Origin of the sequence: Bacillus sp. FJAT-27916, from assembly GCF_001183965.1 — a bacterium.
Taxonomy (GTDB): domain Bacteria; phylum Bacillota; class Bacilli; order Bacillales; family Pradoshiaceae; genus Pradoshia.
This window is the reverse complement of sequence record NZ_LFZV01000001.1, coordinates 2,300,171-2,323,832: the sequence shown is the minus strand read 5'-3', so window position 1 is coordinate 2,323,832 and position 23,662 is coordinate 2,300,171. Positions and strand designations below refer to the sequence as shown.

General features: G+C 37.7%; 29 protein-coding genes and 1 pseudogene. 27 read left to right on the top strand and 3 right to left on the bottom strand.

Annotation, left to right across the window (positions count from 1 at the left end; genetic code table 11):
- Positions 1-242 precede the first annotated feature (242 nt).
- From AC622_RS11305 to AC622_RS11220, 17 genes and pseudogenes are all read left to right on the top strand, one after another.
- Positions 243-1,046: a class I SAM-dependent methyltransferase gene (locus tag AC622_RS11305; protein ID WP_049671156.1), complete on the top strand. Its 804-nt coding sequence runs from the start codon at positions 243-245 to the stop codon at positions 1,044-1,046.
- 163 nt (positions 1,047-1,209) lie between these two features.
- Positions 1,210-1,737, top strand: coding sequence for an AAA family ATPase (locus tag AC622_RS11300; protein WP_049672917.1), 528 nt, complete (start codon positions 1,210-1,212; stop codon positions 1,735-1,737).
- A 380-nt stretch (positions 1,738-2,117) separates the two neighbouring features.
- Positions 2,118-3,044, top strand: a complete 927-nt coding sequence (locus tag AC622_RS11295; protein ID WP_049671155.1) for an aminoglycoside phosphotransferase family protein — start codon at positions 2,118-2,120, stop codon at positions 3,042-3,044.
- A 142-nt stretch (positions 3,045-3,186) separates the two neighbouring features.
- Entirely contained in the window at positions 3,187-4,008 is an 822-nt protein-coding gene (locus AC622_RS11290) for an SDR family NAD(P)-dependent oxidoreductase (protein WP_049671154.1), read from the top strand.
- A 317-nt stretch (positions 4,009-4,325) separates the two neighbouring features.
- Positions 4,326-4,592 carry a hypothetical protein gene (locus AC622_RS11285; RefSeq protein WP_049671153.1) on the top strand — a complete coding sequence of 89 codons (267 nt, stop codon included), beginning with the start codon at positions 4,326-4,328 and terminating at the stop codon, positions 4,590-4,592.
- Positions 4,593-4,734: 142 nt separating this feature from the next.
- On the top strand, positions 4,735-5,127 hold the full coding sequence (locus AC622_RS11280; RefSeq protein WP_049671152.1) for a hypothetical protein: 393 nt from the start codon (positions 4,735-4,737) through the stop codon (positions 5,125-5,127).
- Positions 5,128-5,239: 112 nt separating this feature from the next.
- Positions 5,240-5,533 (top strand): hypothetical protein, encoded by a 294-nt coding sequence (locus AC622_RS11275; RefSeq protein WP_049671151.1) that lies wholly within the window; start codon positions 5,240-5,242, stop codon positions 5,531-5,533.
- Positions 5,534-5,666: 133 nt separating this feature from the next.
- Entirely contained in the window at positions 5,667-6,149 is a 483-nt protein-coding gene (locus AC622_RS11270; RefSeq protein WP_049671150.1) for a hypothetical protein, read from the top strand.
- Positions 6,150-6,282: 133 nt separating this feature from the next.
- Entirely contained in the window at positions 6,283-6,828 is a 546-nt protein-coding gene (lepB, locus tag AC622_RS11265) for a signal peptidase I (protein ID WP_049671149.1), read from the top strand.
- A 635-nt stretch (positions 6,829-7,463) separates the two neighbouring features.
- Positions 7,464-7,790 carry a hypothetical protein gene (locus AC622_RS11255; protein ID WP_049671147.1) on the top strand — a complete coding sequence of 109 codons (327 nt, stop codon included), beginning with the start codon at positions 7,464-7,466 and terminating at the stop codon, positions 7,788-7,790.
- Positions 7,791-8,030: 240 nt separating this feature from the next.
- Positions 8,031-8,408: a hypothetical protein gene (locus tag AC622_RS21225; protein ID WP_197089931.1), complete on the top strand. Its 378-nt coding sequence runs from the start codon at positions 8,031-8,033 to the stop codon at positions 8,406-8,408.
- Between the two features lie 121 nt (positions 8,409-8,529).
- A pseudogene (locus AC622_RS11245) lies at positions 8,530-9,400 on the top strand (SDR family oxidoreductase).
- A 211-nt stretch (positions 9,401-9,611) separates the two neighbouring features.
- The gene (locus AC622_RS11240; RefSeq protein WP_197089930.1) at positions 9,612-10,124 is read left to right on the top strand and encodes a DinB family protein; all 513 of its coding nucleotides are present in this window, start codon (positions 9,612-9,614) and stop codon (positions 10,122-10,124) included.
- Positions 10,125-10,437: 313 nt separating this feature from the next.
- Positions 10,438-10,878 (top strand): RNA polymerase sigma factor, encoded by a 441-nt coding sequence (locus tag AC622_RS11235; protein ID WP_231589515.1) that lies wholly within the window; start codon positions 10,438-10,440, stop codon positions 10,876-10,878.
- Complete coding sequence (locus AC622_RS11230) at positions 10,878-11,795, top strand: sigma factor regulator N-terminal domain-containing protein (protein WP_049671145.1); 918 nt, start codon at positions 10,878-10,880, stop codon at positions 11,793-11,795. The genes AC622_RS11235 and AC622_RS11230 overlap by 1 nt, the downstream gene beginning before the upstream one ends.
- A 198-nt stretch (positions 11,796-11,993) precedes the next feature.
- Positions 11,994-12,281, top strand: a complete 288-nt coding sequence (locus AC622_RS11225; RefSeq protein WP_049671144.1) for a hypothetical protein — start codon at positions 11,994-11,996, stop codon at positions 12,279-12,281.
- Between the two features lie 323 nt (positions 12,282-12,604).
- Positions 12,605-13,162, top strand: coding sequence for a 2'-5' RNA ligase family protein (locus tag AC622_RS11220; RefSeq protein ID WP_049671143.1), 558 nt, complete (start codon positions 12,605-12,607; stop codon positions 13,160-13,162).
- Positions 13,163-13,463: 301 nt separating this feature from the next.
- On the opposite strand, the gene AC622_RS11215 is transcribed toward AC622_RS11220, so the two are convergent.
- Positions 13,464-14,630: a pyridoxal phosphate-dependent aminotransferase gene (locus AC622_RS11215; protein ID WP_049671142.1), complete on the bottom strand. Its 1,167-nt coding sequence runs from the start codon at positions 14,628-14,630 to the stop codon at positions 13,464-13,466.
- 187 nt (positions 14,631-14,817) lie between these two features.
- Positions 14,818-15,168, bottom strand: coding sequence for a VOC family protein (locus AC622_RS11210; RefSeq protein WP_049671141.1), 351 nt, complete (start codon positions 15,166-15,168; stop codon positions 14,818-14,820).
- 659 nt (positions 15,169-15,827) lie between these two features.
- On the opposite strand from AC622_RS11210, the gene AC622_RS11205 reads away from it, so the two are divergent.
- From AC622_RS11205 to AC622_RS11190, 4 genes are all read left to right on the top strand, one after another.
- On the top strand, positions 15,828-16,157 hold the full coding sequence (locus AC622_RS11205; protein ID WP_049671140.1) for a hypothetical protein: 330 nt from the start codon (positions 15,828-15,830) through the stop codon (positions 16,155-16,157).
- A gap of 15 nt (positions 16,158-16,172) precedes the next feature.
- Positions 16,173-16,409, top strand: coding sequence for a hypothetical protein (locus AC622_RS11200; protein WP_053103751.1), 237 nt, complete (start codon positions 16,173-16,175; stop codon positions 16,407-16,409).
- 384 nt (positions 16,410-16,793) lie between these two features.
- The gene (locus AC622_RS11195) at positions 16,794-17,042 is read left to right on the top strand and encodes an NUMOD4 domain-containing protein (RefSeq protein WP_049671139.1); all 249 of its coding nucleotides are present in this window, start codon (positions 16,794-16,796) and stop codon (positions 17,040-17,042) included.
- Positions 17,043-17,216: 174 nt separating this feature from the next.
- Positions 17,217-17,396, top strand: a complete 180-nt coding sequence (locus AC622_RS11190; RefSeq protein WP_049671138.1) for a hypothetical protein — start codon at positions 17,217-17,219, stop codon at positions 17,394-17,396.
- 80 nt (positions 17,397-17,476) lie between these two features.
- Here the strand turns inward: AC622_RS11190 and AC622_RS11185 are convergent, their stop codons facing one another.
- On the bottom strand, positions 17,477-17,953 hold the full coding sequence (locus AC622_RS11185) for a DnaA N-terminal domain-containing protein (protein ID WP_049671137.1): 477 nt from the start codon (positions 17,951-17,953) through the stop codon (positions 17,477-17,479).
- 201 nt (positions 17,954-18,154) lie between these two features.
- Between AC622_RS11185 and AC622_RS11180 the strand changes: the two genes are divergently transcribed.
- The 6 genes from AC622_RS11180 (at position 18,155) to AC622_RS11155 (ending at position 23,650) form a co-directional block, all read left to right on the top strand.
- Entirely contained in the window at positions 18,155-19,369 is a 1,215-nt protein-coding gene (locus tag AC622_RS11180) for a multidrug effflux MFS transporter (protein ID WP_049671136.1), read from the top strand.
- A gap of 280 nt (positions 19,370-19,649) precedes the next feature.
- Positions 19,650-20,090, top strand: coding sequence for a helix-turn-helix domain-containing protein (locus AC622_RS11175; protein WP_231589514.1), 441 nt, complete (start codon positions 19,650-19,652; stop codon positions 20,088-20,090).
- Positions 20,090-20,824 (top strand): ABC transporter ATP-binding protein, encoded by a 735-nt coding sequence (locus AC622_RS11170; protein WP_049671134.1) that lies wholly within the window; start codon positions 20,090-20,092, stop codon positions 20,822-20,824. The genes AC622_RS11175 and AC622_RS11170 overlap by 1 nt, the downstream gene beginning before the upstream one ends.
- On the top strand, positions 20,821-21,552 hold the full coding sequence (locus AC622_RS11165; protein ID WP_049671133.1) for an ABC transporter permease: 732 nt from the start codon (positions 20,821-20,823) through the stop codon (positions 21,550-21,552). The genes AC622_RS11170 and AC622_RS11165 overlap by 4 nt, the downstream gene beginning before the upstream one ends.
- A 493-nt stretch (positions 21,553-22,045) precedes the next feature.
- Positions 22,046-22,300: a hypothetical protein gene (locus AC622_RS11160; RefSeq protein WP_049671132.1), complete on the top strand. Its 255-nt coding sequence runs from the start codon at positions 22,046-22,048 to the stop codon at positions 22,298-22,300.
- Positions 22,301-22,852: 552 nt separating this feature from the next.
- Positions 22,853-23,650, top strand: coding sequence for an aminoglycoside phosphotransferase family protein (locus tag AC622_RS11155; protein WP_049671131.1), 798 nt, complete (start codon positions 22,853-22,855; stop codon positions 23,648-23,650).
- The last annotated feature ends 12 nt before the right edge of the window (positions 23,651-23,662 follow it).

Genomic DNA, 23,662 nt, shown 5'->3' with positions numbered 1-23,662 from the left:
GTTACTCAATTTATTTACGTTAACTACTGCTTTCGATTAATAGGCTTGGAACAAGTCTTTACACCAATAATATGAGCTGTGACCAGCTATTTTTTTATTCTTATTCTTTAAACAGGGGGCATTGATCCAAGAAGGATTAATGCCTTTTTCTGTTGAACTTCTTATAGTTAAGGGGCAGTTGAGCTTAAGAAGGAATATATTTATATTTCAAAAAATAATATAAATGAAAAAGGGGATTTAGTATGGATAGCTTGGAAAATGTGAGGGGATTTTATGATGAATCAGTCAATAATGAGTGGGAACGTCTTGATCGCCACAAAGTAGAGTTTGAACTAAGCAAACGTTTTATGAACCGTTATATTAAGCCTAATGACAAAGTATTGGACCTCGGTGGTGGTCCAGGCAAGTATTCACTTTATCTTGCTGAACGTGGATGCGATGTGACATTAGCTGACCTTTCACAAAAGAATGTAGACTTTGCATTGAAAAAGGCAACAGAGCTTGGTCTTCCTCTTAAAGGTTTGCAAGTCGATAGTCGTGATTTATCAACTGTTGAGGATCATCAATATGACAGTGTGCTATGTATGGGTCCTATGTATCATCTTAAAAGTGAGAATGATAGAGAGAAAACAATTAGAGAATGCGTAAAAAAGCTAAAGCCAAAAGGAACGATTTTTGTTGCCTTTGTTTCTTCTTATTCATTCATTTGGGACTATCTCATCCATAATCCTGAATTTATATTAGATAATGAGCGAAAATCCCAACTAAAAATGATAGTAGAAGACAGAAACTTTGCGGGAAAAGGCTTTTCAGATAACTTTTTTATTTCTCCAAAAAATGTTCTTCCATTTTTTAATCAATTCAATTTTAAAAAACTTCATTTACTAAATTGCGAAAGTTTTTTATATCTTCGTGAGCCAGAACTCCTTAAGAAAAGCCCAGAGGTTATAAATGCTTGGTTAGATATTGCAGAACAGGTATGTGAACGAGAGGATTTACTGAGTTTAGCTGAACATATAATGTATATAGGTGAAAAAAACGAATAATCCTATTCAACGAACTGGGGCAAGGGCTGTGTAATCAGCTCCTTTTTTGTTATGCAGCTAACAGGGAAGGTTAGGGGTTAGAAGGATTTCCTGGCATACATACCGAAATGGAGGATTATTGTCTTAAAAATGGAGAGGGGTAATTATGGGGGAGAGTATCAAGATGTTTGAGAAATTTGATTTTGACCTGATTTATCGTGAACGAAATGACGCCACTCCTCTAGTGGTAATGATGTGTGGTGTAGCTGGTTCTGGGAAAACGACATTCTCCCAACAATTAGAAAAAGAAGGTTTTGTGCGTCTTTCTATTGATGAAGAAATATGGGCTACTAATGGTCGGTATGGGATTGATTTCTCAATTGATAAGATTGAAGAATACAAGATAGCTGCAGAAAGAAAATTGCGCGATCATTTAATAAAGTTAATTCATGATAAACAACAGGTGGTAATTGACTTCAGTTTTTGGAATCGTGAAACAAGGGATCAATATAAGCAACTTATCGAAAAGGCTGGCGGTAAATGGAAACTTATTAATTTAAAAGTTCATGAAGAAGATTTACGTGAACGGCTTAAGAAACGAAACAAACGTTTTGATGCTAATGCGTTCCCGATTACAGAAGACCTTTTAACTTCCTATCTGAATGGTTTCGAAATACCAATAGGTGAGGGAGAAATTGTCATTGAAAATTAAGCCTAACAAGCAATAACCAAATGCCGCATTATATAGCATTGAATCTAGATTTAGTTGAAATAGCTTCGTCATAATTACGGTTTATGAAACAGCCAAATGGCTCATTGAGTTATTCCATGTGAATACTAGAATTACTTTCTTGAATTCAAGGCTTTTATTATGCGGAATTTGTAACTAATTGTACTTAAATAATCTAGTTCTTTAGCTTAATAAGAAGTCGGCTGTTTCCATACTGCTTAAACAACTATTAATCCATAGCAACAATCCTTACAAAAACAGGCTTTTGTTATGAGCTATCAAGGATAGTTAGTTGTAATTTATGGGGAAATTCAACATAATAAATGTCCATGAACAAAGGAACGGAATAATGGGGGTGGCATATGAAGAATGTTCTTCAAATTCTACAAGATAAGGTTTCCTGTTTACAAGACGCTATTCAAATAGAAAAGTTAGATAAAGGATACTCTCTAGATAAGAAATATATCGTCTATTTCAGTGATAAAAAGTATGTATTACGGATAGGGGATCGTAATGGATATGAAAAGAAAAAGAGCGAGTTTCAGATCCTAAAAAGGATGCAACAATATCCTGTCCAATCTCCTCAGCCAATTGATATCGGAATCCTGAGTGAGTTTAATGTCTGTTACGTCATTTATTCCTATATGGAAGGTGTGGATGTCAAAACGGCATTGCATACACTTACCATAAAAGAACAATACAAGATAGGAACGGAAGCGGGGAGAAAACTATCTAGTATGCACCTTCTAAAAGCACCTCCGGCATTAAACTCTTGGTATGAACGAGCAATGGCCAAGCATGATCGATATCTAGAAGTATATAAAACTTGTGGGATAAAGATTGAAAATGACGATAAAATTCTTAGATTTATAGAAAAAAATAAGCATTTATTAAAAGAACGTCCCAATCGATTTCAGCATGATGATTTTCACTTAGAAAATATTATTGTGGATAACAAAAGATACGCTGGGGTAATTGACTTCAATAACTTTGATTGGGGTGACCCGCTTCACGATTTTGTAAAAGTAGCGCTATTTCAAAGAGAATCGAGTATCCCCTTTTCAATGGGACAAATCGAAGGGTATTTCAATAAGAAAGTTCCAGAAACCTTTTGGATGCTCTATTCCATCTATGCGGCTATGGTGATTTTTTCATCAGTCGTTTGGTCCATGCGTTTTGCACCTGAACAGCTAGATGAAATGATGGAGCGAATTCATATGATAGTAGAAGACCATAAAAGTTTTGAATTACTCAAGCCTGTATGGGTTGAACCATCTTTAATCATGTAAGGGATGCTGCTTATGTAATATGGGGCGCAGCACGAGCTCTTTTTGTTATGTAGATTAGTGGAAGAAGGAAATCGCTTATTTAGTACCGTATTTATATAAACGGTATAAATAAAATGGGTACGGATAAGGGAGTATGGAGAATATGAGACCACTAGAAGGGAAAATCGCTGTTGTTACAGGAGCATCCCGCGGAGCAGGCAGGGGAATTGCTCGGCAACTAGGCAGTGCGGGAGCAACGGTGTATGTGACAGGTCGGAGTGTAAAAGGAGAGACAACCGATAACCGGCCAGAAACGATTGAGGAAACGGCGGAAGAAGTCACTTCACGAGGAGGTAAAGGGATTGCCATTCGATGTGACCATACAAGCCACACTGACGTAAGAAACCTATTTGAGCAAATTAAAATGGAACATGGCCGGGTTGATCTATTAGTCAATAGTGTATTTGGCGGCTCCGAAAGTTCTTTGCCATCTGGAGATGGACGACATTTTTGGGAAAGACCACTGGAGCATTGGGATGCGATGATGGTTGCCGGCCCGCAAGCTTATCTGCTGGCCGCTCGATATGCTGTACCTCTGATGATTAAAAGCAATAAAGGATTAATAATCAATATAACCTTTTATATCAAGGACAAGCTATCAGGTAATTTATATTACGATTTAGCGATGAATGCGATCAATCGGATGACAGTAGGAATGGCAAAGGAATTACAGGACTTCAACATTTCAGCTGTTGCTGTTTGTCCAGGTTGGATGAGAACAGAAAGAGTGATCGATTCAGGGTTTGGACCAGAGGATGGAACCACAGAAACAACAGCATATGTAGGTCGTGCCGTTGTGGCATTGGCATCAGACAGCAGAGTATCTACGTTTTCTGGCGACACATTAATGGTGGCTGACCTAGCGAGGGAATATGGCTTTACCGATGTCGATGGAACGCAGCCTTTGCCTTATAAAGGAGGATGAAAATCATCCATCTCATGGAAGATTTAATTTTAACATTTCTGATGTTCATGCAATATGGGAGGAAATAAACGATCAAATAACGGTTATTGAAGAATTTTCTTCAACACCTTGGGGTTCAAAAAAGTTTACCATACGTGATTTAGACGGTAATGAACTAGGTATTGTCAGGAAGCTGAATAATAGTTGGGATTAAACAAATAGAAAGTGAAGTTTTTCTTGTAGAAACGGGCTAGATTAGCGAAAGAAGAAGTTGCCATTATATCTATCGAATTTTAAGGATGCATCGATATCATGGCTATAGAGGGGGAATGTTAAACGTGACGAAAGATAAATTGAAAGCTTTTGTGATTTTAAGTATTTTGTTGGCTGTAGTTGGACTAGTTCTCCTTTTTAACAGTGTTAATTTTGGAACATCTCTTGCTGAAAGTTGGTTATCAGCAAAAGGTGGCTCAGATACTTCTTGGTTTCAAATTAGAGCGAGAGGAAATATCAATAATTTCTTAGCAGCGGGAAGTATATTTCTGGTGATTGGTCTTACAACGACGATCTTTATGACTTACAAATTGCTTACTATTAAAGAATAAACAAATGGTGTTAGCTTAGGATTAGAACTGATAAAAGACAGTTCTTTTCTTATTATAGAAACAGCTCAGGTTAACGGAAGAAGGATTTCTTCAGCCTAATAGCGAATTTCATAATGAAACTATAAATGAAGAGGGGCATTTTATGAAGGATAAACCTAGTGCTTTAACAATTATTTTTAGTATTGCTATCATTTTTCTTTCATTATTTTATTTCCGAAGACCTAAACCTGGCATCTTCCTCTGTATTCCTGACGGCATAAAAGTCGATTACCCGCTTATTAATTTGGAAAATAGTGAAGTTACTGCTTATATTACATACAAAAAAGAGACGTATATGCGTATTCAATATAATGTTTTAACTGAAGAAACAAGAGTAAATGGAAGTATAGAATCCGTAAAATTAAATCGTTTCTTTAGAAGTAGAATTCCATTAAACGATGCTGAATGTATAGAAATGGTTCAGCGTTCTGCCCGGTTTTTTATCGAAAATCAAATAACGAACCCAGATACATATTATGCAGGAAATTCTTATTGAAGTACGGTGAGGGACAGGCCGTGTTAGGTGAAAAAGGAGAATGGAATAGACATCTAGAATAATCTTGAGATAGGATTACGATGTTTTATGCTTATGGAGGTTCAATAATAGGATGGTTTATAAATGGGTTGTGATTCTTCTTAGTTTTTCAATGTTAGTCGGATGTGGTAAGGTGCTGAAAACGGATATTCAAGAATCGGTTTCACCTTCAGAAGCAAAAGAACGGGTTATGAAGGAGCATCGTAAGGATCATGTTCAATCGATCATAACGAATATTGAGGTAGTGGACAATGAGTATATCATCCATTGGAAAGATACTGATCCAAATAGCAAGCGTCAATCAGGTTCAGATCGAGTGACGAAGGATGGTGTGGAAAGAGTTAACGAAATAATCATTCGTGATTGATGGGATTCATCCGATCAAGCATTGATTCAAAAAGGGTGAATGCCCTTTTTTTGTAGAGCTGATTAAGGATCAGAAAATACATGAGAAAGTGGGATTAGCGGCTTCTTGTTGATATAACAGGAGGTGTTTGAAGATGAAAATATTCTCATCATTTTTTGTGGGATTATTCGTTATGTCCCTCCTAACAGGTTGTATTGGGGAAGATTACGATGTTGGTGTTCCAACTGCTTATATCGAAGTGACAATAGGCACAAACGATTTGGAATATCCATTAACAAAAGCAAATATCATTTGGGAATCTTCGAGCGGGAAAGAAGATCATGTGGTGAAAGATATAGAGGAATTTGGGTTAAAGCAAGAGGAAATTTGGGTCTTTGCAAATCAGGCAGTGAGGTTTGTTGTGAAAGAGAATGAAGAGAATGGTGGTGACAGTTGGCCAAACTCTATTTCCATTAAACGATGGAAAGATGGGGAAAAGACCAACATCGATGTGAATGAAAATGGTGAGTTCAAGATACCAGATATTGAAGGGAATTATCTATTAGAAGTACTCATCAATCATTCCACCAATCGAGCACAATATTTAGGAAATGTTGTGATTAGTAAGCAGAAGTGAAATAAACACCTGCATATTGACGTTCAGCAGTTCCAATTGGTTAATGTTTTTGGACAAATGAGACAGCTTAGTTCATCATCAGCAGACCTAATAACACACAATAAGCAGCCATTTTTATTAGGAGGGATTTATGATGAAATCAAGCTTTAAAAATGAACGATATTCTTGGGTGAAAGCTATATTATTTGCCTTCCTAATGGCGATCGTTTGTCGTCATTTTCTTTTTTCACCAATAGCTGTTAAAGGTGAATCAATGCTTCCTACTTTCGAAGATAAGGATAGACTGGTTATTAGTAAGGTAACTTCTATAGATCGGTTTGACATTATTGTCTTTCAAGCTCCTGATCAGGATGAAAATTACATTAAACGAGTTATCGGTATTCCAGGTGATACTGTAGAAATAAAAGATGATGTATTATACATCAATGGCAAAGCTTATAAAGAAGCATACGTAAATAAGAATATAAACAGAACGATCTATAACAATGAAACAGGTGATTTTAATTTAGAAGACCATACAAGTGAAAAAACAATTCCAGAAGGTTACTACTTTGTCTTAGGTGATAATAGATGGAAGAGCAATGATAGCAGAGAGTTTGGCCTTATCTCATCTAAGTCAATTATCGGGGAAGTAAAGTTTAGATATTATCCACTCCAAGATATAGGGGTGCCTAAATAGAATAAATTCAGCTGGAGAAATAACAAGAGCACAATGATTATGTATGATGCATCATAAGAAGAGAATAGTTGTTTTAGGTATTGGTCCAGGAAGGATTAATGCCTTTTTATGTTGAATTTATTATAGAAGTATAGAGGCATGTTAGTGGAATTCATTGAATTTAGGCGGTGAGAGACAGAGGATGAACCTTGTTAAACATCTTGGGATAAAGTGTATGATGTTGGTTGTAATATTACTAACTCAATTTTACACAGATAGTTATATTAGTAGGCCGTTTACTTACGTGGACTTAATAGCATTAATCATTGTTGGTTGTATAATAATTCCTGTTTTTATACTTTATGAAAAGATTACAGAACGTCTAAAACCAATTTCTTCAGCCAAAAATCTATTCCTACTGGTATTAGCGTTTTTTATTGCAATTATTTTCACAGGTATTATAACAGGAGAAATGAAGTTTTATTAACCTCTCTTTAACAGAGTAGTTGATCTAGGCAGGAATAAGGAGGCATGTTGCATAAAATACTTCTCAAATAAAAAATCAATCTTCCCAGGATGGACAATGTTCTGCTTCTGTTGAAACATCCCATTTATATTAAGTTTTATTCAAGAGCTTAAAAAGGAGGTATTAGTATATGAGACACAATAAAAAGAAGATGTGGCTTATGATAAGCGTACTATTCATTCTAGTTCTAATCTCCCCGCCCCTTTTAGATTCAGTCATACATGATAACGATTCTCCTAGAAGTGCTATCAGAGCTTATATTAGAGATGATGGTTATGCCTATCAAAGTTTTTTCGCAATCATAATCTCAAGAGATATTTATGATGAAGATTACGGACAAATGTATGACGTAACATGGCATGACTGGAAGAGTGAAACTGGAATGACTCCTACTATTTGCTATGCAAAAGAAAATAAAAACGAGAAGTATAGCATTAGTTGCGGTACAGGTCCTTGATTATTGCCCTTTTTTTGCGAGTGTCATAATGATAAACCTTTCCAAGAAAAGCGTACTTGCCGCTGGAGCAAATAAATGAAAGAGGGTACTAAAACATACGGGCGTTATGCTCCAATATCCAGAGCTGTGATCAGTTCTTTTTGTTTATGCAACTAAAGGGGAGGTTTAGTTGAAGAAGGAATCCTGAAAAAGATGTTGAAATAGTATTATTAACTCACAATATATGGAGGCATACATAAATTGAATTTTATTAAAATCATTTTTTCACTAATTCCAGTTCCATTCTTATTTCATTATTACGAATATAACTACTGCCACCTTGGGGAACACGATGCTGTTTACTTATTTCCGGTATTTCTATTGTTCATAATTGTTGTAGGTGTAACATCGAGAAACATTAAATTATCTTTGTTTTTTGGAGTTAATTTTATCATGACAGGTATCTCCTTGTTGCTTGGTTATTTTTTCATTGTTGATGATGGAAGTTGGTTTAAACCTTTCGGAAGAGACTTCGCAATAATATTCATCTCTATTGTTTATCTCTTAGGGCAGTTACTAATTAGGGGAACAATAAGAGGGATTGTTACGGTCATTTCCACCACTAAACAAAATGAATAGTATTCAACTGATCGGGGCATTACATCTGTATAAGGAGTCCTAATCACTTCCTTTTACTTACTCCAGAAACCGGGCAGCTTTGTTGAAGAAGGAATTAGAAAAAGAGAATGGAGTGTTATTCTTGAAATCACTTAAGGGAAAAGTGGCCATTGTAGCTGGTGGAACTCGGGGAGCGGGTCGGGGGATTGCAGTCAAAATTAGGTGAAGCTGGAGCAATCGTTTATGTGACTGGGAGAACCACTCTTAATCATCAGTCACCGATGGGACGTAAGGAAACGATTGAAGAAACGGCAGAATTAGTAACGAAAACCGGTGGAATCGGAATACCTGTAAAAGTTGATCATACTGTTGAGTCAGATGTAATCCGTCTATTTGATCAAGTTAAAAAGGAGCAAGGGAAACTTGATATTTTAGTAAATGATGTTTGGGGTGGAGATCCTCTTACTGAATGGGGGAAACCAGTAGGGGAACATGATTTACATAAGGGACTTCAGATTCAAAAACAAGCTGTTGAATCACATATCATTACGGCTCATTATAGTATTCCTTTATTTAGGGAAAACAAAGGTGGGCTCATAATTGAAATTACGGATGGAGTAGATTATAAACCCCGTGGTAACTTCTATTATAGTCTTGCTAAAATCTCAAATATTCATATGGCACAAGCAATGGCACAGGATTTAAAAGAATATAATATTATTTCAATTGCCGTTACCCCAGGTTTCTTACGTTCAGAGGCTATGCTTGAACATTTAGGTGTTACGGAAGAAAATTGGAAAGATGGAGCAAAAGTTGATCCACATTTTATTGCATCTGAAACGCCATTTTATATTGGAGAAGCTATAAAAAGTCTCGCTTTGGATCCGAATATAGCTGATAAGACTGGCGGGGTTTATGGTACATGGGAGCTTTCTGAGATATATGGGTTTAAAGATATTGATGGTACGCAACCACATTGGGGAAATTATTTTAAAAATAATGTAGAGGTATAAATACAAAAGGTGAATGACAAAATGAGCCTTCTGTTTTTATGAAATTATATGGCGTTGATTCAAGAAGGATGGAAGTCCTTTTATGTTGAATTCCTTATTGTAGAAACGGAGCAGGATAGCGGAAGAAGAACTTTAGTTTTAAATTGAAGAATTATCAATGAATTAGCACTTGATTTTCCTATGTTTTATATAGGAACAAGGGGGAACTGTGATGATTTTAGACTTAAAAGGCGAATATAAAATGGAACCAGTTATAGGAATGCTTTACGCAATGGTAGATGAAAATTATAAACGGTTAAAATCTATTGTAGCTGGTATGTCACAAGAAGAATTAGATTATAAGGGCCCTAATCAGAAATACAACAGTACAGCCCAATTGCTAAAGCATTTATCTTATGTTGACCTAAGCTGGGTATTTAGAATAAAGGGAGAAATGATACCCAAAGAATATGAAGAAAAGTTGGGGCCAATGTTAGATGAAAATGCCCAATTACCGTTAATCAAAGGCACTTCTTTGGAGGTAATCATTAATCAATATGATGATGTTGTAAATATGATTAGGAATTTATGTTATCAGCTAAAAGATAAACAATTAAACCATATAGTTAATTATGAAAATGGAAACCAAGCAACAATCCAATGGGGGATTTGGCACATAGCCGATCATAGTAGATATCACCAAGCTCATATCAATCAACTGCGTAAATGGTATAGCCACTATTAATTAATGTGGTGATTGTGAAATAGGAGCAATCACTTTTTTTTACTAAAGAGGCAATTTACTTCCATGGGAAATAGGCTTAATTCCGGGTAAAGGAATTGTATAGAAGTAATCAAGTTATTAACTCTTTTTAAATAACCTCCTGCTAGTAAATTGGTAGGAGGTTATTAAAGTTGTCGATGAGGGAAAGAAAAATTATTTTTTAAAACTAATATAAGTGTATACATTTATTATTCTTCATTCGTTGTATAAGTATGGGGAGGAAAAATGATGAAAAGGGAAGATGTATTAGCCTCTTATCAATTTGGGAGAGGAAGTGTTCGTATTATTATTGATGAAAGGGGCCAAGAAAGAAGATGCAGAAGATATCATTCAAAATACCTTTTACAAAGTTTACGCCATATTGGATGACCTAACGGAAGGTAATTTACGTCCATGGTTTTTTAGAGTATCACTTAACGAATATATTGACTTGAAAAGAAAAAAAGAGCGGCAGAACATTTACTTAACCGAGGAAATCTATTCAAAGCTCCAGCACGTTGACTGCGAAATTGACAGAATTTTAAATAAGGATGAGATTATTTATTTATTAAAGGATATAAAAAAAGAATACAAGGAAATTTTCTTTTTAAAATATTACTATGATTTATCTTATGAGGAAATTGCTCTTATTTTGGATATTCGAGTAGACAGTGTTAAACAAAAACTATATCGTGCACGCAAATTTATCTACTCAAAAGTAGGAGGAAAACGATAATGGACCATTCATTAAATGGAGCATTGAAAAAGGCTAAACGAAAACAACTTTTAAAGATCATTACTACTTCAATCATTGTCATATTAATTCTATTACCAATTCTATTACCAATCCTCTATAAAACAGGTAATTACTTTGCAGCGAAAAGTTCGTCAAGTCTGCACGAAGCACTATTTTTACATAATGCCATTGCCGAACCTAATATCCAAATCGATTCTCAAGTAACAAGTAATTCATCAATGTTTGGTGGAAACATTATAACAAACCGTTCTAAAAATATTAATGGATATGTAGTTCAATGGAGCACACTAACAAGTTCGTATGATTGGATTCGAAAACAAATAGATCATAACGAATTAACACCGGGCTTTTATTGGTCTGATACAAATCTTTATGAGTATGACAAACAAACAAAAAACAAAGTTGCAACATTTTATCATCCGTCCATTAAAAAATACTATAGAGGTGTTCCAAATGAATTAGAGGGAATTTCGCAAATGGATAATCACGTTGCAGAAGTTGCCATTTCTTTCAATCAACCGTATACCTTTCAAGAAATAGAAGAAAAAATACCCGATAATTTAAACATTGTATGGTTATATATGACCTCAGAAATTGTGGATGAGAGTAATGGACCTGCTGGAATGCCGGTTTTTGGATATGATCCATCTGATTCACCGAGTGCAAGGTATAACAGTTTTATTGATGACCTACAGCAATATGGTGCTGACGATGATATGCTTCAGGACTTTTTAAATAAAAATAAAAATAAAACATTTGATAATGTAGGGATTCTAGGAGTAATGCTCACTGGCCAAACGAAAAATTTCAAAGCCTTAGAGAATCAAAATTTCATTCGTGGTGCTTCCGTCGGTGCCACAGCACAAATGGTTCCTTACATTAAACCTGAAAAGTAATAAGTCTGTATATCTTTATGAGCTAACGGGGCGTTGATCTAGGAAGGATTAATGCCCTTTTATGTTGAATTCCTTATTGTAGAAACGGGCAGTTTAGCGGAAGAAGAATTTTCATATATAAATCTAGAACAAATTGAAAAGTTGAATCATAAACAGATAACAGAAATAAGTGGATAGTTGTTTAAAAGAGGTGATTTATTGAATATATTCATTGTAGCATATGTCGTTTTTATCGTTACAGCCAACCTTATCGGGTTACTCATCTTCAAAAAGAGTAGAAACCTATACTTAGCAGCATTGGTTATTTTCATACTAGCTGGAGTATTTGGGGTAATTGGGGTTGTTTGGGCTGTAGTGGTTTTTGAGGATGGCTTTTCGGCATTTTTCGGTTTTAATCTTGCTTCCTATTTATTTTATAATAGTATACTCGTCTTATTTCTCGCCCTTGTAGTGTCGATAATTAAAAAAGTCAAAAAGCATTGGTAAAAGATCACACCTGTCAAATTGATGGTCTTTTCTTATGCTGCTATCGGCCAGATTTTTTGAAGAAGGATTTTCCGTTTGATGACTAGAATTTTAGGTTGGTTGAACTCTTTAGTTGCAAAATAAACTGATTTTTAGAGAACATCATACACGGTGAAAAAACTTTTCTTATTCAACGCAGGGCATTATCAAGGAGGATTAATGCTCTTTTTTGTTGAATTTCTTATTGTAGAAACGAGAGGTTCGTGAAAGAAGATATAATCAATTCGAAAGTAGATTATTCAACAATTTAAGTGATAGAGAGGAAATAATAAAGGTGGTCTATTATGTATTGGGTAATAGGTTTATTTGACAAAAAAACAGAACATAAAGTTGAAGAGATTTGGACCCAACTGAGTGAAAATTCTATCGCCTTTTATTCACAAGAAATGCAAGATGCAAGACCGCATATAACGTTAGCAAGTTACTATGATTTAGATGAGGATGAATTTATCAGATTAATGGATGATTTTTATGCAGATAAATTAAGTTTAAATATAACCTTTAACACAATAGGTTCCTTTATGAATTATAAGACAATCTTTTTATCACCAATTATGACAAAGGAACTAATGAATTTTCATTCTGATCATTATGAGTATTTTAAGAAATATCATGTCAATGCTAATACGAATTATTTACCTGATCAGTGGATACCTCATTGTACTTTAGCCAATAAGATATCGACAAATAAGTTATCAGAGGCATTTCACTATTGTTTGAAAAACCACCAAACAATAGAGGGGAAAATTATAGAAATTGCTCTTGTTAAATTGGCTAGTGGTGCAAATACTATTATGCACGCACCAATCATATACTCGAAAAAATTAAGTTTGTCTGTTTAAAAAGGTATGTACTTAAATTAACCAGGGGAATAGCAGAAGACCAGATTGTCATTTTGATGGTCTTGATCTTCTGGGCTAAAGAGGCAACGTTCTTGTAATGAATGAAGTTAATGAGACTCCTTTTTGTTACACTCCTTATGGCAGTAACGGGCAGGTCCGTATTATAGAGCTCAGCCACTTCCTATCTGGAGGTGGCAGTTGTTCCATATTTAATAAAGAAGCCGAACGTGAGGACAATTGATCAGATTATGATTTCCCCTGATATGGTTATCAGTACTTTATAATTGGCTACTATATTCCTTTAAGTGAATAATCCTAGCTTCCCAATACGTTCAATCGCTTCTACTAGCCGGTCTTCGTCTACTAATAAGCCGACACGTATATAGCCTTCTCCGTATTCGCCAAAGCCGTTGCCTGCTGCGACGGCTACATCTGCCTTTTCTAGCAAAAAGTCAGCGAAGCTTTCGCTCTTGAAGCCGGGAGGGACCGGGAGCCAGGCGAAGAAGGAACCGGTTGGTGCTTCGACTTTCCAGCCGATTTTTTGGCAGGCGTCAATAAGGGCGTTTCGTCGTCGCTCATAGCGAGCGGTCAGTTCTTCGACACAGGATTGATCTCCTGTTAAGGCCGCGATGGCTGCTCTTTGTACAGCGGGGAAGAGACTGACGTAAAGATGGTCTTGAATGAGGTTGAGTGCTTCGATGATGGCTGGATTTCCGATAGCGAAGCCGACACGCCAGCCGGCCATATTGTATGTTTTCGAGAGAGTGTACATTTCAATGCCGACTTCTTTTGCTCCTTCCGCTTCGAGAAAGCTGACCGGTTTTTGGCCATCAAAGCCAATCGCTCCATAGGCAAAATCATGGAGGACGGTAATATGATGTTCCTTTGCAAAGGCGACTGTTTTTTCGAAAAAAGCCTGGTTGGCGGTAGCTCCGGTCGGGTTATTCGGATAGTTTAAATACATGAGCTTGGCCTCATTCCTCTGTTCTAAAGGGATGCTCTCATAATCGGGCAAAAAATGGTTATCTTTTGTTAATGGAAATGTTTCAACGTTTCCATTTGCTAATACGGCCCCTGATATATAGTCGGGGTAGCCTGGGTCTGGCAGGAGCATGAGATCTCCGTCGTTGAGCAGGCACATGGGCAGCTCCACTAGCCCAGCCTTTGCGCCAAAAAGGATAGCGACTTCCGTTTTAGGATCAACAGCAACGCCGTATTCCTTTTGGTAAAATTGTCCGGCCGCTTCCTTCAATTCCTCCAAGCCCCGGAATGGAGAATATTTATGCGTTTGCGCATCCTCAGCCGCTGCTTGTAGGGCTTTCACGATATGCGGTGGAGTAGGCTGATCAGGATTACCTTGGCCGAGATTAATGATATCTCTTCCTTCCGCTACGGCGCTGTTGACCTTCTGGACAAGTGAGGCAAAAAATTGGACTGGGAGCTTCTTTAAGCGTTCTGAATAGGTCATATCATTCACCCTTACAATGAGAATATATTTTTGAATAATGGAAATAGTATGTAAAATTCTATAGCCTTTAAGTGAAATTGTCCATAGGGAGGGATTGCCGGGAAAAAGCGGGTACTTCTTTCAAGAGATACGAATGAACATCATTGTTAAAGAAAAAAAGAATGCAAAGCTGCATTCTTTCTACGCCTTATTCTTCAAACTGACAGAACCCAAGAATATGTCCATCCGGATTCTTGAAATCAAAGGTACGAATATCTGGATAGTGACCGATTTCCTCTGTCTTTACTTGATTCTCTACAAGGAACTTATGCACGTCATCAATATTGGTCGTAAAGAAGTTAAAAGGGGAGTGCTTGGAGGGCTTGACATCGGTTGATTGCACAAGGGTTAAGGAAGTATCGCCGACCGTGAAGGCCGCATATCCATTCCGATTCCATCTAAGTGTTAATCCGAGGATGTCTGAATACCATTTAATTGAGTAGTCTAAATCACTAACCTCTACAAATACCGTATCAATTCTGGATACTAATCCTTTCATATATGCTCTCCTTTTCATTATTCAATGAGAAATAGATTCGACAACACACGTTTTTTCCCTTCCTGCAGGAGGAATAAGGTCATTTTTCTTGAAATCTACTAATATGAGCATTTGCCTTAAATGATAAAAAGAAGTACAGAAGTGGGATTATTAGATTGGTTAGCGATAGGCTTCATGGTCACTGGAGCTATTGTCCTTTTTGTTAGAAATAAAAATATGAGTACACAAACTGTCAAGAACCGTTTTTGACTAATTGCTCCAACAAAGGTTTGGGGAATCGTGAGCATCCTATTTATTCCGTGGTTATTTGGAGGGCTTTGAATGGTCGTATGATGGGGAGAGGGTGATTTTCATGTTCAAAAATAAAGAATTTAGCAGTATATCCTTTAAGAATAACGATGACTACATACGTCAAGAAGCTGCTTCAATAAGTGCGGGATATTATGGAAGAAGCGAGTGTGATAAAATGAAGACAGTAGATTTTTGTTATGACAAAACCTTCTAAAGATATTACTCAATATCCTGTTTCATTCACTCGGTTAGAAAGAAGAGATATAGTGGAACGACAATTGAATACTCGAGGAGGATGGGCTTTTAATTGGCTCAAACCATAATCACAAGACTATGAAGTGCATGCAGTGGTACTGGAGGAAAAACCAGTGATTATACAAGGATTAATTGCCTTAAGGGGCAATGACGATCCTGACTTCATGTGCATAGACGTTGAATTGATTGAATCAGCTCCTCAGAATAAAAAAATGATTAATGGGAAGACTAATCCTAACAGGGAATTTTTTAATTGTGGAAAGATATTAGTAGCATATGCTTGCTTATATAGCTTTAGAAAAGGGTACGAAGGTTATGTTGAACTTACTTCAAAATCGAGTAAGATGTCATTTTACGAATCTCTTAGAGGAAAACAAACCTATGGGCAAAATTTTTTATTCAATACAGTCAGCGCTAACCGATTGGTAACAAAGTATTTTTAAGGAGGAGACTTATCAATGTCCAAACTAAGAAGTTTACATGGAAGGTATCGGATTCCTAACAAAAATACTCTTGATATTAAAGGTACAGCACTGACGGATGGCGTATATGCAATCCCGAGAGACCCTGAAGAATATCGGGTAAAGGTAAGAGCTCTCGATGCCTATTGCAGAGAAAGAGGCATGGAACCAAAACAACTTACAGAAAAAGAAATGGAACAATTTCTTGTTGATCCGATGGCTAAATCAAGATAATTACATTTCAGAAAAGTTTTTTAGATAAGGTGTAATGTAAATCTGAATATATATTTTAGGCGACTAGAAAATGGTCGTCTTTTATAGTGCCTTTTTTAACTTGATGTTGCTTCTGAATTAACAATTCGGACTTAATAGAGGATTTTTTCTTGTTTTGTTGAAATTCTAATAAGGGAGTCAAGCTCAATGGACAACTTATGAAAATAGTAAGGATTCAGTCTACAAGGGGAGAATATGTAATAGACGTATATAAGGATTGAAATCCGTTACCATGGATATTTTTTATTAGAATTATTTATGATCCGAACTATAGAACACGCTACAACCCAAAAGATTTTGGGGAAAATTGATTGAAGTATACAAGAGAAGAGGTGAAATCTACTAATGGAGCAAGAACAGAGAAAGCCGGTTAAGGGATACGAAGGACTATATGAAGTGACCGAATCAGGCAGAATTTTTTCATTTCGTCGTGAACGGTTTTTAGCTAGGTGTGACGATGAATATGGATTTCACATAGTCAGATTGCATAAAAATGGCGAAGCAAAGAATTATAATGTATTTAAGGTATGGAAAGAAGCATTTGTAGATTTGCCTGAAAGGATGTTTAAAGGTGCCAAAAAGAGAATTTATTAAACAAATTTAGATGGGTGCCTGTCACTCCCTAAGGTGTATTCTTTTTATGTTTACATCGTTTATTTCCCTACTACAAATTAATGGTTTTTCCTTCTCGTAAGGAGGAGTTAAGGTTCTTTTCGTGAATTAGACTAATATAGGGGTAACAACCGATGACAACAATAGGAGGTACATATGGATTTATTATTTTGGCTGGCACTGGGCTTCATCATCCTAGGATTATGTGCTCTTGTGGTAATCAAGCTGATTCTGAAAGACCCGACAGAGCGAAACCTGCTATGGCTAATCGGCGGGACCACCGTTTGGGGAGCTGTGAGTATCTTGCTTGTGCCGTGGTTAGTTGGAAGACTTTGAGGTAGATGCTGTCTTACGAATAAATTGGGGCAAAATAAGAGGAGAACTTCCACCACAAGGGGGTTCTCCTTTTTGCTTCATTAGTTTTCATTCGCGATGAACCGCACGGTATAGGGTAACCCTAGTGAAGCGATGGCTTGATTAGCCATTTCGGTATAGCGCTCCTCAAGCCAATCCCGCGCAAAGGAATTGGATGCGGTCACATAAAGGACGTCTCCTTCTTGCGCATAGAGGGAAGTCCCTTTGAACCACGTGTTGAAGCTCGGCTCTGAAAGCTGCTCAGCCACTTTCTTTAAGATTTGATTCCATAAATCTCTGTCTGTTGCGGCTTCTCCGTTTTCCTTTTCTTGCTCCGCTTGGTCGATGAACTGGCTAATAGAATCCAGAGCTAGCCTGTATTCCCCGGCATCCAAATAGAAGAGGATTTGCTCCTTCTCTGGCAAGGTGCTGTATTCGACTAACATCTTGAACGCCACACGTACTTCCTCCATCTGAAGAAGGGAGAGCAATACTTCCTTGTTCATTTTCAAAATGGATCGTTCCTTTTCCGTGAGCATGCTCAGCGCTCCTTTCCAAGATTTCTTTATCTTCATTATAAATCTTGGCCAGATGCAAGGCACGCAAAGAGGTGAATCTATATTCCTTAGCATGTGTAGTTGTAGGGAGAACTCTTTCCTTTCTATTAACAATAATTAGTAAAAATTGAATCTTAATCACTCCCTCAATCATTTGCTAAACTAGCAAAGGGAGTGAAATAAATGAAACAAACTACTACGTCAAAACCAACCATCCTGTTTATTGTCATCATGGGGGCGCTGGCTGCATTCGGACCATTGTCCATCGATATGTATTTGCCTGCATTGCCGACGGTTATGAATGATTTACATTCGACCACGTCCGCTGTCCAGCTGACGCTGACCTTCTTTATGATCGGGCTTGCGGCAGGAAACATCGTGATTGGAACACTATCTGACAGTATGGGCCGTAAAAAGCCGTTAGTGATTTGTATGGTCATCTTTACGCTTTCATCCATCATGTGTGCGCTGGCGCCAAACATGGAGACATTAATGGCGTTCCGGTTCATACAAGGATTCACGGGTGGAGGTGGGGTCGTCATATCGCGGGCGATTGCGAGTGACCTCTACCAGGGGAGAGACTTAACGAAATTCTTGGCGACGCTCATGCTCGTGAATGGAGCTGCCCCGATTCTGGCACCGATATTAGGCGGGTTTATTCTGTCCTTTACCACTTGGCGCGTCCTCTTCGGGATTCTCATGGGATTCGGTGTATTGATGGTGTTTGGAACCGCCTTTAAGATTCCTGAAACATTGCCAAAGGAACAACGCAGCAAGGCCCATTTCAAAACGATTCTTCAGGACTATAAGCACCTCGTCACCACACCAACCTTTATCATTCCGGGACTGATTCAAGGATTTACCTTTGCCTTTTTCTTTGGGTATATGTCTGCCTCACCATTCATTATCCAAAATCTGTACGGGTTCACCGCCCAGCAATACAGCTATGTCTTCGCCTGTCTCGGAATCGGCCTTATTATCCTGGCCCAATTAACGGGAAGATTGATTGATTTCATCAATAGCCTGACCTTATTGCGTCTCTATACAGGCCTCCAAATCCTCGGCGCCATGATTACGGTATTTGCGCTTTCTCAAGAATCAAGCGTCTGGCTTGTTATCATCGGATTCTTCTTCATGGTCGCACCGGTTGCGGGAATTGGCACAATCAGTTTCACGCTTGCCGTCAGCGGACAGAAGAAAGGAGGCAGTGCCTCTAGCTTGATCGGACTCCTGCAATACATGGTCGGCGGTCTCGTGACACCGCTTGTTGGATTAAAAGGAGAATACAGTGCTGAACCATACATGATTTTAGTGGTGATTGTCGCTATCATTTTGATTGGTTTACATATCATGAATTATTCGGTCTTTAAGAAAAAACAAACAAGTACAATGAAATGATGCAATCTATTGTAGAATTACGATTAAGCTGATAGTTGGCTGGTATGAAGACGGGATTCACCCTGACTCATGCCAGCCAATTTTTTATAGGAGCAGGGTGAGATTAGTTGAACAAGGGGTTATCGTCTCGGGAAGATAATCGAAAGGAAAAAAGGGATGCGACGCAGTGTGCTTTATCGTGTCCCTAAGTTTTTGCTAAGATGCTACGAATATTAACATCATTGTCACGGATTGTTGGTGGATAACAGTGTGATAATCATGAATAATGAATATAGGAGGTATGAAAAATATGATAAGTATGAATTTGAAGAATCTGCGGTTGCAACATAAATTAACACAAGAAGAAGTTGCTTTCAGGATTAATGTATCAAGACAGGTGATTGCTAAATGGGAAAAGGGGGAATCAACCCCTGATCTAGGACATTGTCAGGCGTTAGCTAAATTGTATAACGTATCTCTTGATAATTTAGTGAATTTTGACGGAGAGGATACGAATGTAATCATACCGCCAAAGGGAAAACACTTTTTTGGCGTTGCTAAAATGGGAGAACGTGGGCAAATCGTTATTCCTAAAAAAGCGCGTGATGTCTTTCAAATAGAACCAGGGGACTCCCTTGTTATTGTAGGTGATGAAGATAGAGGCCTTGGTATTGTCCCAGAAAAGATGATGGATGCCTTTTTTAATCTTGTGCAATCACCGTTTCATAGGGGGGATGAGTGATGGAACATGCCATTTCAATTGATCATTTATCCAAAAAATACAATGAAAAAACAGTTGTTGACGATGTATCGTTTTCTATTCAAAAGGGGGAGCTGTTTGGTTTACTAGGGGTAAATGGAGCAGGGAAAACAACGTTAATTAAAATGCTGTGCTGCTTAACAGTCCCTACAAACGGTTGTGCATCTATACTAGGATATGATATTAAAAAAGACCAAGAACAGGTAAAGGAAGTGATTGCAGTCTCCCCGCAAGAAACGGCGATTGCTCCCAATTTAACCGTTCGTGAAAACTTGGAATTAATGGCTGGCATTCATGGATACTCAAAAACAGAGGTCAAAGGCAAAACAGCCGAAATGATGGCTGCTTTTTCCTTACAGCCGTATGAACATCAAAAGAGTAAAACGTTATCCGGAGGCTGGCAACGGAAACTCAGTATTGCTCTTGCGCTCATTTCAGAGCCGAAAATTTTATTTTTAGATGAGCCCACATTAGGCTTGGATATTATAGGACGCAGGGAGTTATGGTCTCTAATTGAAAAATTGAAAGAAAAAACAACGATTGTTTTAACAACTCATTATTTAGAAGAAGCAGAAGCGTTGTGTGATCGTATTTGTGTCATGAAAGATGGGAAAGTAAAAGCCATTGGGACAGTCGAAGAACTCCTATCTATGACAAACACAGGGAAATTCGAGGATGCCTTTGTGAAAATAGTAACAAAGGAGGGGTTAGGATGAAAACCATGATTTTTGCTAATCGAGTAATGAAAGAAATTATCAGGGATCCTATTTCAATGTTCTTTGGTGTGGCCTTTCCTCTTATTTTACTAATCCTTTTATCAGCGATTAATAGCAGTATCCCTGTGGACTTATTCGATATTTCTTCATTAGCTCCTGGTATAGCCGTGTTTGGTCTTTCCTTTATGGCATTGTTTGCGGCTCAAGTAGTAGCAAAAGATCGTGCTAGTTCGTTTTTAACAAGATTATTTACAACACCGATGACCGCTCACAATTTTATTTTAGGGTATACATTGCCTCTGGTTATCATGTCAGTTATACAAGTAGCTGTGTGCCTGTTTGCCGCCTTATTTCTAGGGCTCGATTTTACGATGACGATTTTTGCGGTAATGGTGATATTGATACCTATGGCATTAATCTATATTGGTCTTGGTCTTATTTGCGGAACATTGTTTAGCGAAAAGGCTGCAACTGGAATTTGCGGGGCTCTCCTTACGAATGTTTCGGCATGGCTATCGGGCGTTTGGTTTGATTTAGAGTTAGTGGGAGGGATTTTTAAGGATATCGCTCATGCACTGCCATTTTTCCATGCGGTTGAAGTAGGGAAAGCTGTACTAAATGGGACTTATGAAGCCATGCTTCCACATCTTTGGTGGGTAATTGCCTATGCGGTCATCATCATAGTTATTTCAATCTTTGTCTTTAAAAAGAAAACGCAAGAAGTCTAGTCTATGAAAATATTAATTAGGTAAGCTATGCTTAAAATTTGTTTGTGAAGGTATACACTTAAACTAACCACTTTCTTATTTATCTCTGAGGGTTAAATAAGAAGATGGAAAGAGCCTTTCTACACTTTTGTAGAAGGCTCTTTTGTCTCCTGAATCATGACGAATGGTTTAATCGAATAGCCCTAACACAATAGCTGCTGGTTCCTGGCTTTACAATAAAGTATCTACATACTTTGCAAAAAAAGCTGCAGAAAAGATTCCAGCAAAATATAAATCTTCTGATTATGAAAATAAATTTAGGACAAGAACGGTAACACCCCATTAGAGAAGAGTAGCGGAACTTTTATGATGGAAAATGGAAGATAACCAAAGACACATCTGGTCACTTGGTTTAAAATGGTAAAGGAAAGGCTTGGAAAATCAGAAATCCAAATAGGGTAGCTTCACTTGATAAAGCCGGGAATGTCATTAGTAAATAAAGGAGCCATACATAATGAAAAATATCAACTTTATTGATTGGCAAATAGAATTGGAAAACAAGATGGACTCTGTTGTTGATAAACAAGCACGTAAAATGATAGTTACTGAAGGTGCTATAGAATTAGTCGCTGTTATATGGATTGATGACAAAGATGTATTACAGCTAAAACCAACATGGGACTCGGTTATTTCAATTGACCATACCCAAAAAATATTAACAATTAGAAGTGCAGATGTATTAAGAACAGAAGAAGAGGATGCTGAATAATAGACGTTAATTAATGTACTAAGAGAGGTGGAGAAATATCTCCGCCTTATTGTTATTCACTTATTATAAATCTCCATTATGTAAAAAGGGTGAAGCGAGGAATTATCATGTTATCGGCGCCATGATTACGGTGTTTGCGCTATCCTAGGGCTATAGCATTTGGCTGGTTATCCTAGGATTCTTCTTTATGGTAGCGCCGGTCGCAGGGACGGCACCATCAGCTTCACGCTGGCCGTAAGCGGACAGAAAAAAGGGGCAGCGCCTCTAGCCTAATCGGCCTCCTTCAATGCTTAGTCGTCACACCACTAATTGGTTTAAAAGGGGAATATAGTGCCAGTTATCTTTAAGGGCTGCCCATTCAGCTCTTTTTTTATGTCTCTGACCATATAGATTTTTCGTGAAATATCAATTCTCCAAGAAAAAGGGCATGTAATGATAGTGATTAATAAATGAATATCTCAATGTTTTGGATATATATGTTAATCTGATATAAAGATAGGTCTTGCATCTGTATTGTGGCCATCACAAGGTCTCGTATGAGGAGGGGAAGTAATGACTAATAAAAACGATCATGAAGAGCGGCTGTCAGGCGGGAATGTCTCAAACGTCTATCGCGTTGGTGATACGGTTCGCCGGCATGTAAAGCCTGGCAGTGATAGAATCCATAGACTATTGCAGCATTTAGAAAGCAAAGGATTCGAGCAGGCACCGAAATTTTTAGGCATCGATGAACAGAATCGAGAGGTGCTATCCTTTATTAAAGGAGAAGCGGGAAACTATCCTTTAAAACCTTATATGTGGTCGGATGAGTCGTTAAGAGGAATCGCAAAAATGCTTCGTCGCTATCATGATGCCATGAGTGACTTTTCATTTGAAAAAGGCTGGCCGCCAATCGATAATACCCCAGAGCCGATGGAGGTCATCTGTCATAATGACTTCGCTGTCTATAACATGATTTTTCATAACGGAAAGCCAGCCGGCATCATTGATTTCGACATGGCTGCGCCTGGTCCGAGGCTTTGGGATATCGCTTATGCCTTATACACATGTGTTCCGTTAAGCAGGCTTCATCATAATGAAGCGGGGGAGGCGGTTTACTATGATGCAAGGAGAGATGCTGACCGGAGAAAAGAAAGAGTTCGAGTATTCTTTGAAGCCTATGGAGTGAAAGGAATGGAAGATGGATTCCTTGAGATGGTGCTCCTTCGGGTCGAAGGATTGGTGAAGATTATGCATAGAAAAGCCCAAGAAGGCGACCAGGCCTTTCAGCGAATGATTGAGGAAGGGCATGACCAGCATTATCTGGAGGATTTGCAATTCATTCGAGAGTATGGGAGAGATTGGGTTTGAATAGGAGGTAAA

Bases quoted from the DNA above. Each gene is read 5' to 3' on its own strand.
- AC622_RS11180 (WP_049671136.1), top strand. From the start codon at position 18,155: ATGAAACAAACTACTACGTCAAAACCAACCATCCTGTTTATTGTCATC.
- AC622_RS11295 (WP_049671155.1), top strand. From the start codon at position 2,118: ATGAAGAATGTTCTTCAAATTCTACAAGATAAGGTTTCCTGTTTACAA.
- AC622_RS11240 (WP_197089930.1), top strand. From the start codon at position 9,612: ATGATTTTAGACTTAAAAGGCGAATATAAAATGGAACCAGTTATAGGA.
- AC622_RS11175 (WP_231589514.1), top strand. From the start codon at position 19,650: ATGAAAAATATGATAAGTATGAATTTGAAGAATCTGCGGTTGCAACAT.
- AC622_RS11300 (WP_049672917.1), top strand. From the start codon at position 1,210: ATGTTTGAGAAATTTGATTTTGACCTGATTTATCGTGAACGAAATGAC.
- lepB (WP_049671149.1), top strand. From the start codon at position 6,283: ATGAAATCAAGCTTTAAAAATGAACGATATTCTTGGGTGAAAGCTATA.
- AC622_RS11195 (WP_049671139.1), top strand. From the start codon at position 16,794: ATGGAGCAAGAACAGAGAAAGCCGGTTAAGGGATACGAAGGACTATAT.
- AC622_RS11160 (WP_049671132.1), top strand. From the start codon at position 22,046: ATGAAAAATATCAACTTTATTGATTGGCAAATAGAATTGGAAAACAAG.
- AC622_RS11305 (WP_049671156.1), top strand. From the start codon at position 243: ATGGATAGCTTGGAAAATGTGAGGGGATTTTATGATGAATCAGTCAAT.
- AC622_RS11170 (WP_049671134.1), top strand. From the start codon at position 20,090: ATGGAACATGCCATTTCAATTGATCATTTATCCAAAAAATACAATGAA.
- AC622_RS11165 (WP_049671133.1), top strand. From the start codon at position 20,821: ATGAAAACCATGATTTTTGCTAATCGAGTAATGAAAGAAATTATCAGG.
- AC622_RS11200 (WP_053103751.1), top strand. From the start codon at position 16,173: ATGTCCAAACTAAGAAGTTTACATGGAAGGTATCGGATTCCTAACAAA.
- AC622_RS11255 (WP_049671147.1), top strand. From the start codon at position 7,464: ATGAGACACAATAAAAAGAAGATGTGGCTTATGATAAGCGTACTATTC.
- AC622_RS11275 (WP_049671151.1), top strand. From the start codon at position 5,240: ATGGTTTATAAATGGGTTGTGATTCTTCTTAGTTTTTCAATGTTAGTC.
- AC622_RS11230 (WP_049671145.1), top strand. From the start codon at position 10,878: ATGGACCATTCATTAAATGGAGCATTGAAAAAGGCTAAACGAAAACAA.
- AC622_RS11190 (WP_049671138.1), top strand. From the start codon at position 17,217: ATGGATTTATTATTTTGGCTGGCACTGGGCTTCATCATCCTAGGATTA.
- AC622_RS11270 (WP_049671150.1), top strand. From the start codon at position 5,667: ATGAAAATATTCTCATCATTTTTTGTGGGATTATTCGTTATGTCCCTC.
- AC622_RS11155 (WP_049671131.1), top strand. From the start codon at position 22,853: ATGACTAATAAAAACGATCATGAAGAGCGGCTGTCAGGCGGGAATGTC.
- AC622_RS11210 (WP_049671141.1), bottom strand. From the start codon at position 15,168: ATGAAAGGATTAGTATCCAGAATTGATACGGTATTTGTAGAGGTTAGT.
- AC622_RS11290 (WP_049671154.1), top strand. From the start codon at position 3,187: ATGAGACCACTAGAAGGGAAAATCGCTGTTGTTACAGGAGCATCCCGC.
- AC622_RS11280 (WP_049671152.1), top strand. From the start codon at position 4,735: ATGAAGGATAAACCTAGTGCTTTAACAATTATTTTTAGTATTGCTATC.
- AC622_RS11215 (WP_049671142.1), bottom strand. From the start codon at position 14,630: ATGACCTATTCAGAACGCTTAAAGAAGCTCCCAGTCCAATTTTTTGCC.
- AC622_RS11220 (WP_049671143.1), top strand. From the start codon at position 12,605: ATGTATTGGGTAATAGGTTTATTTGACAAAAAAACAGAACATAAAGTT.
- AC622_RS11185 (WP_049671137.1), bottom strand. From the start codon at position 17,953: ATGCTCACGGAAAAGGAACGATCCATTTTGAAAATGAACAAGGAAGTA.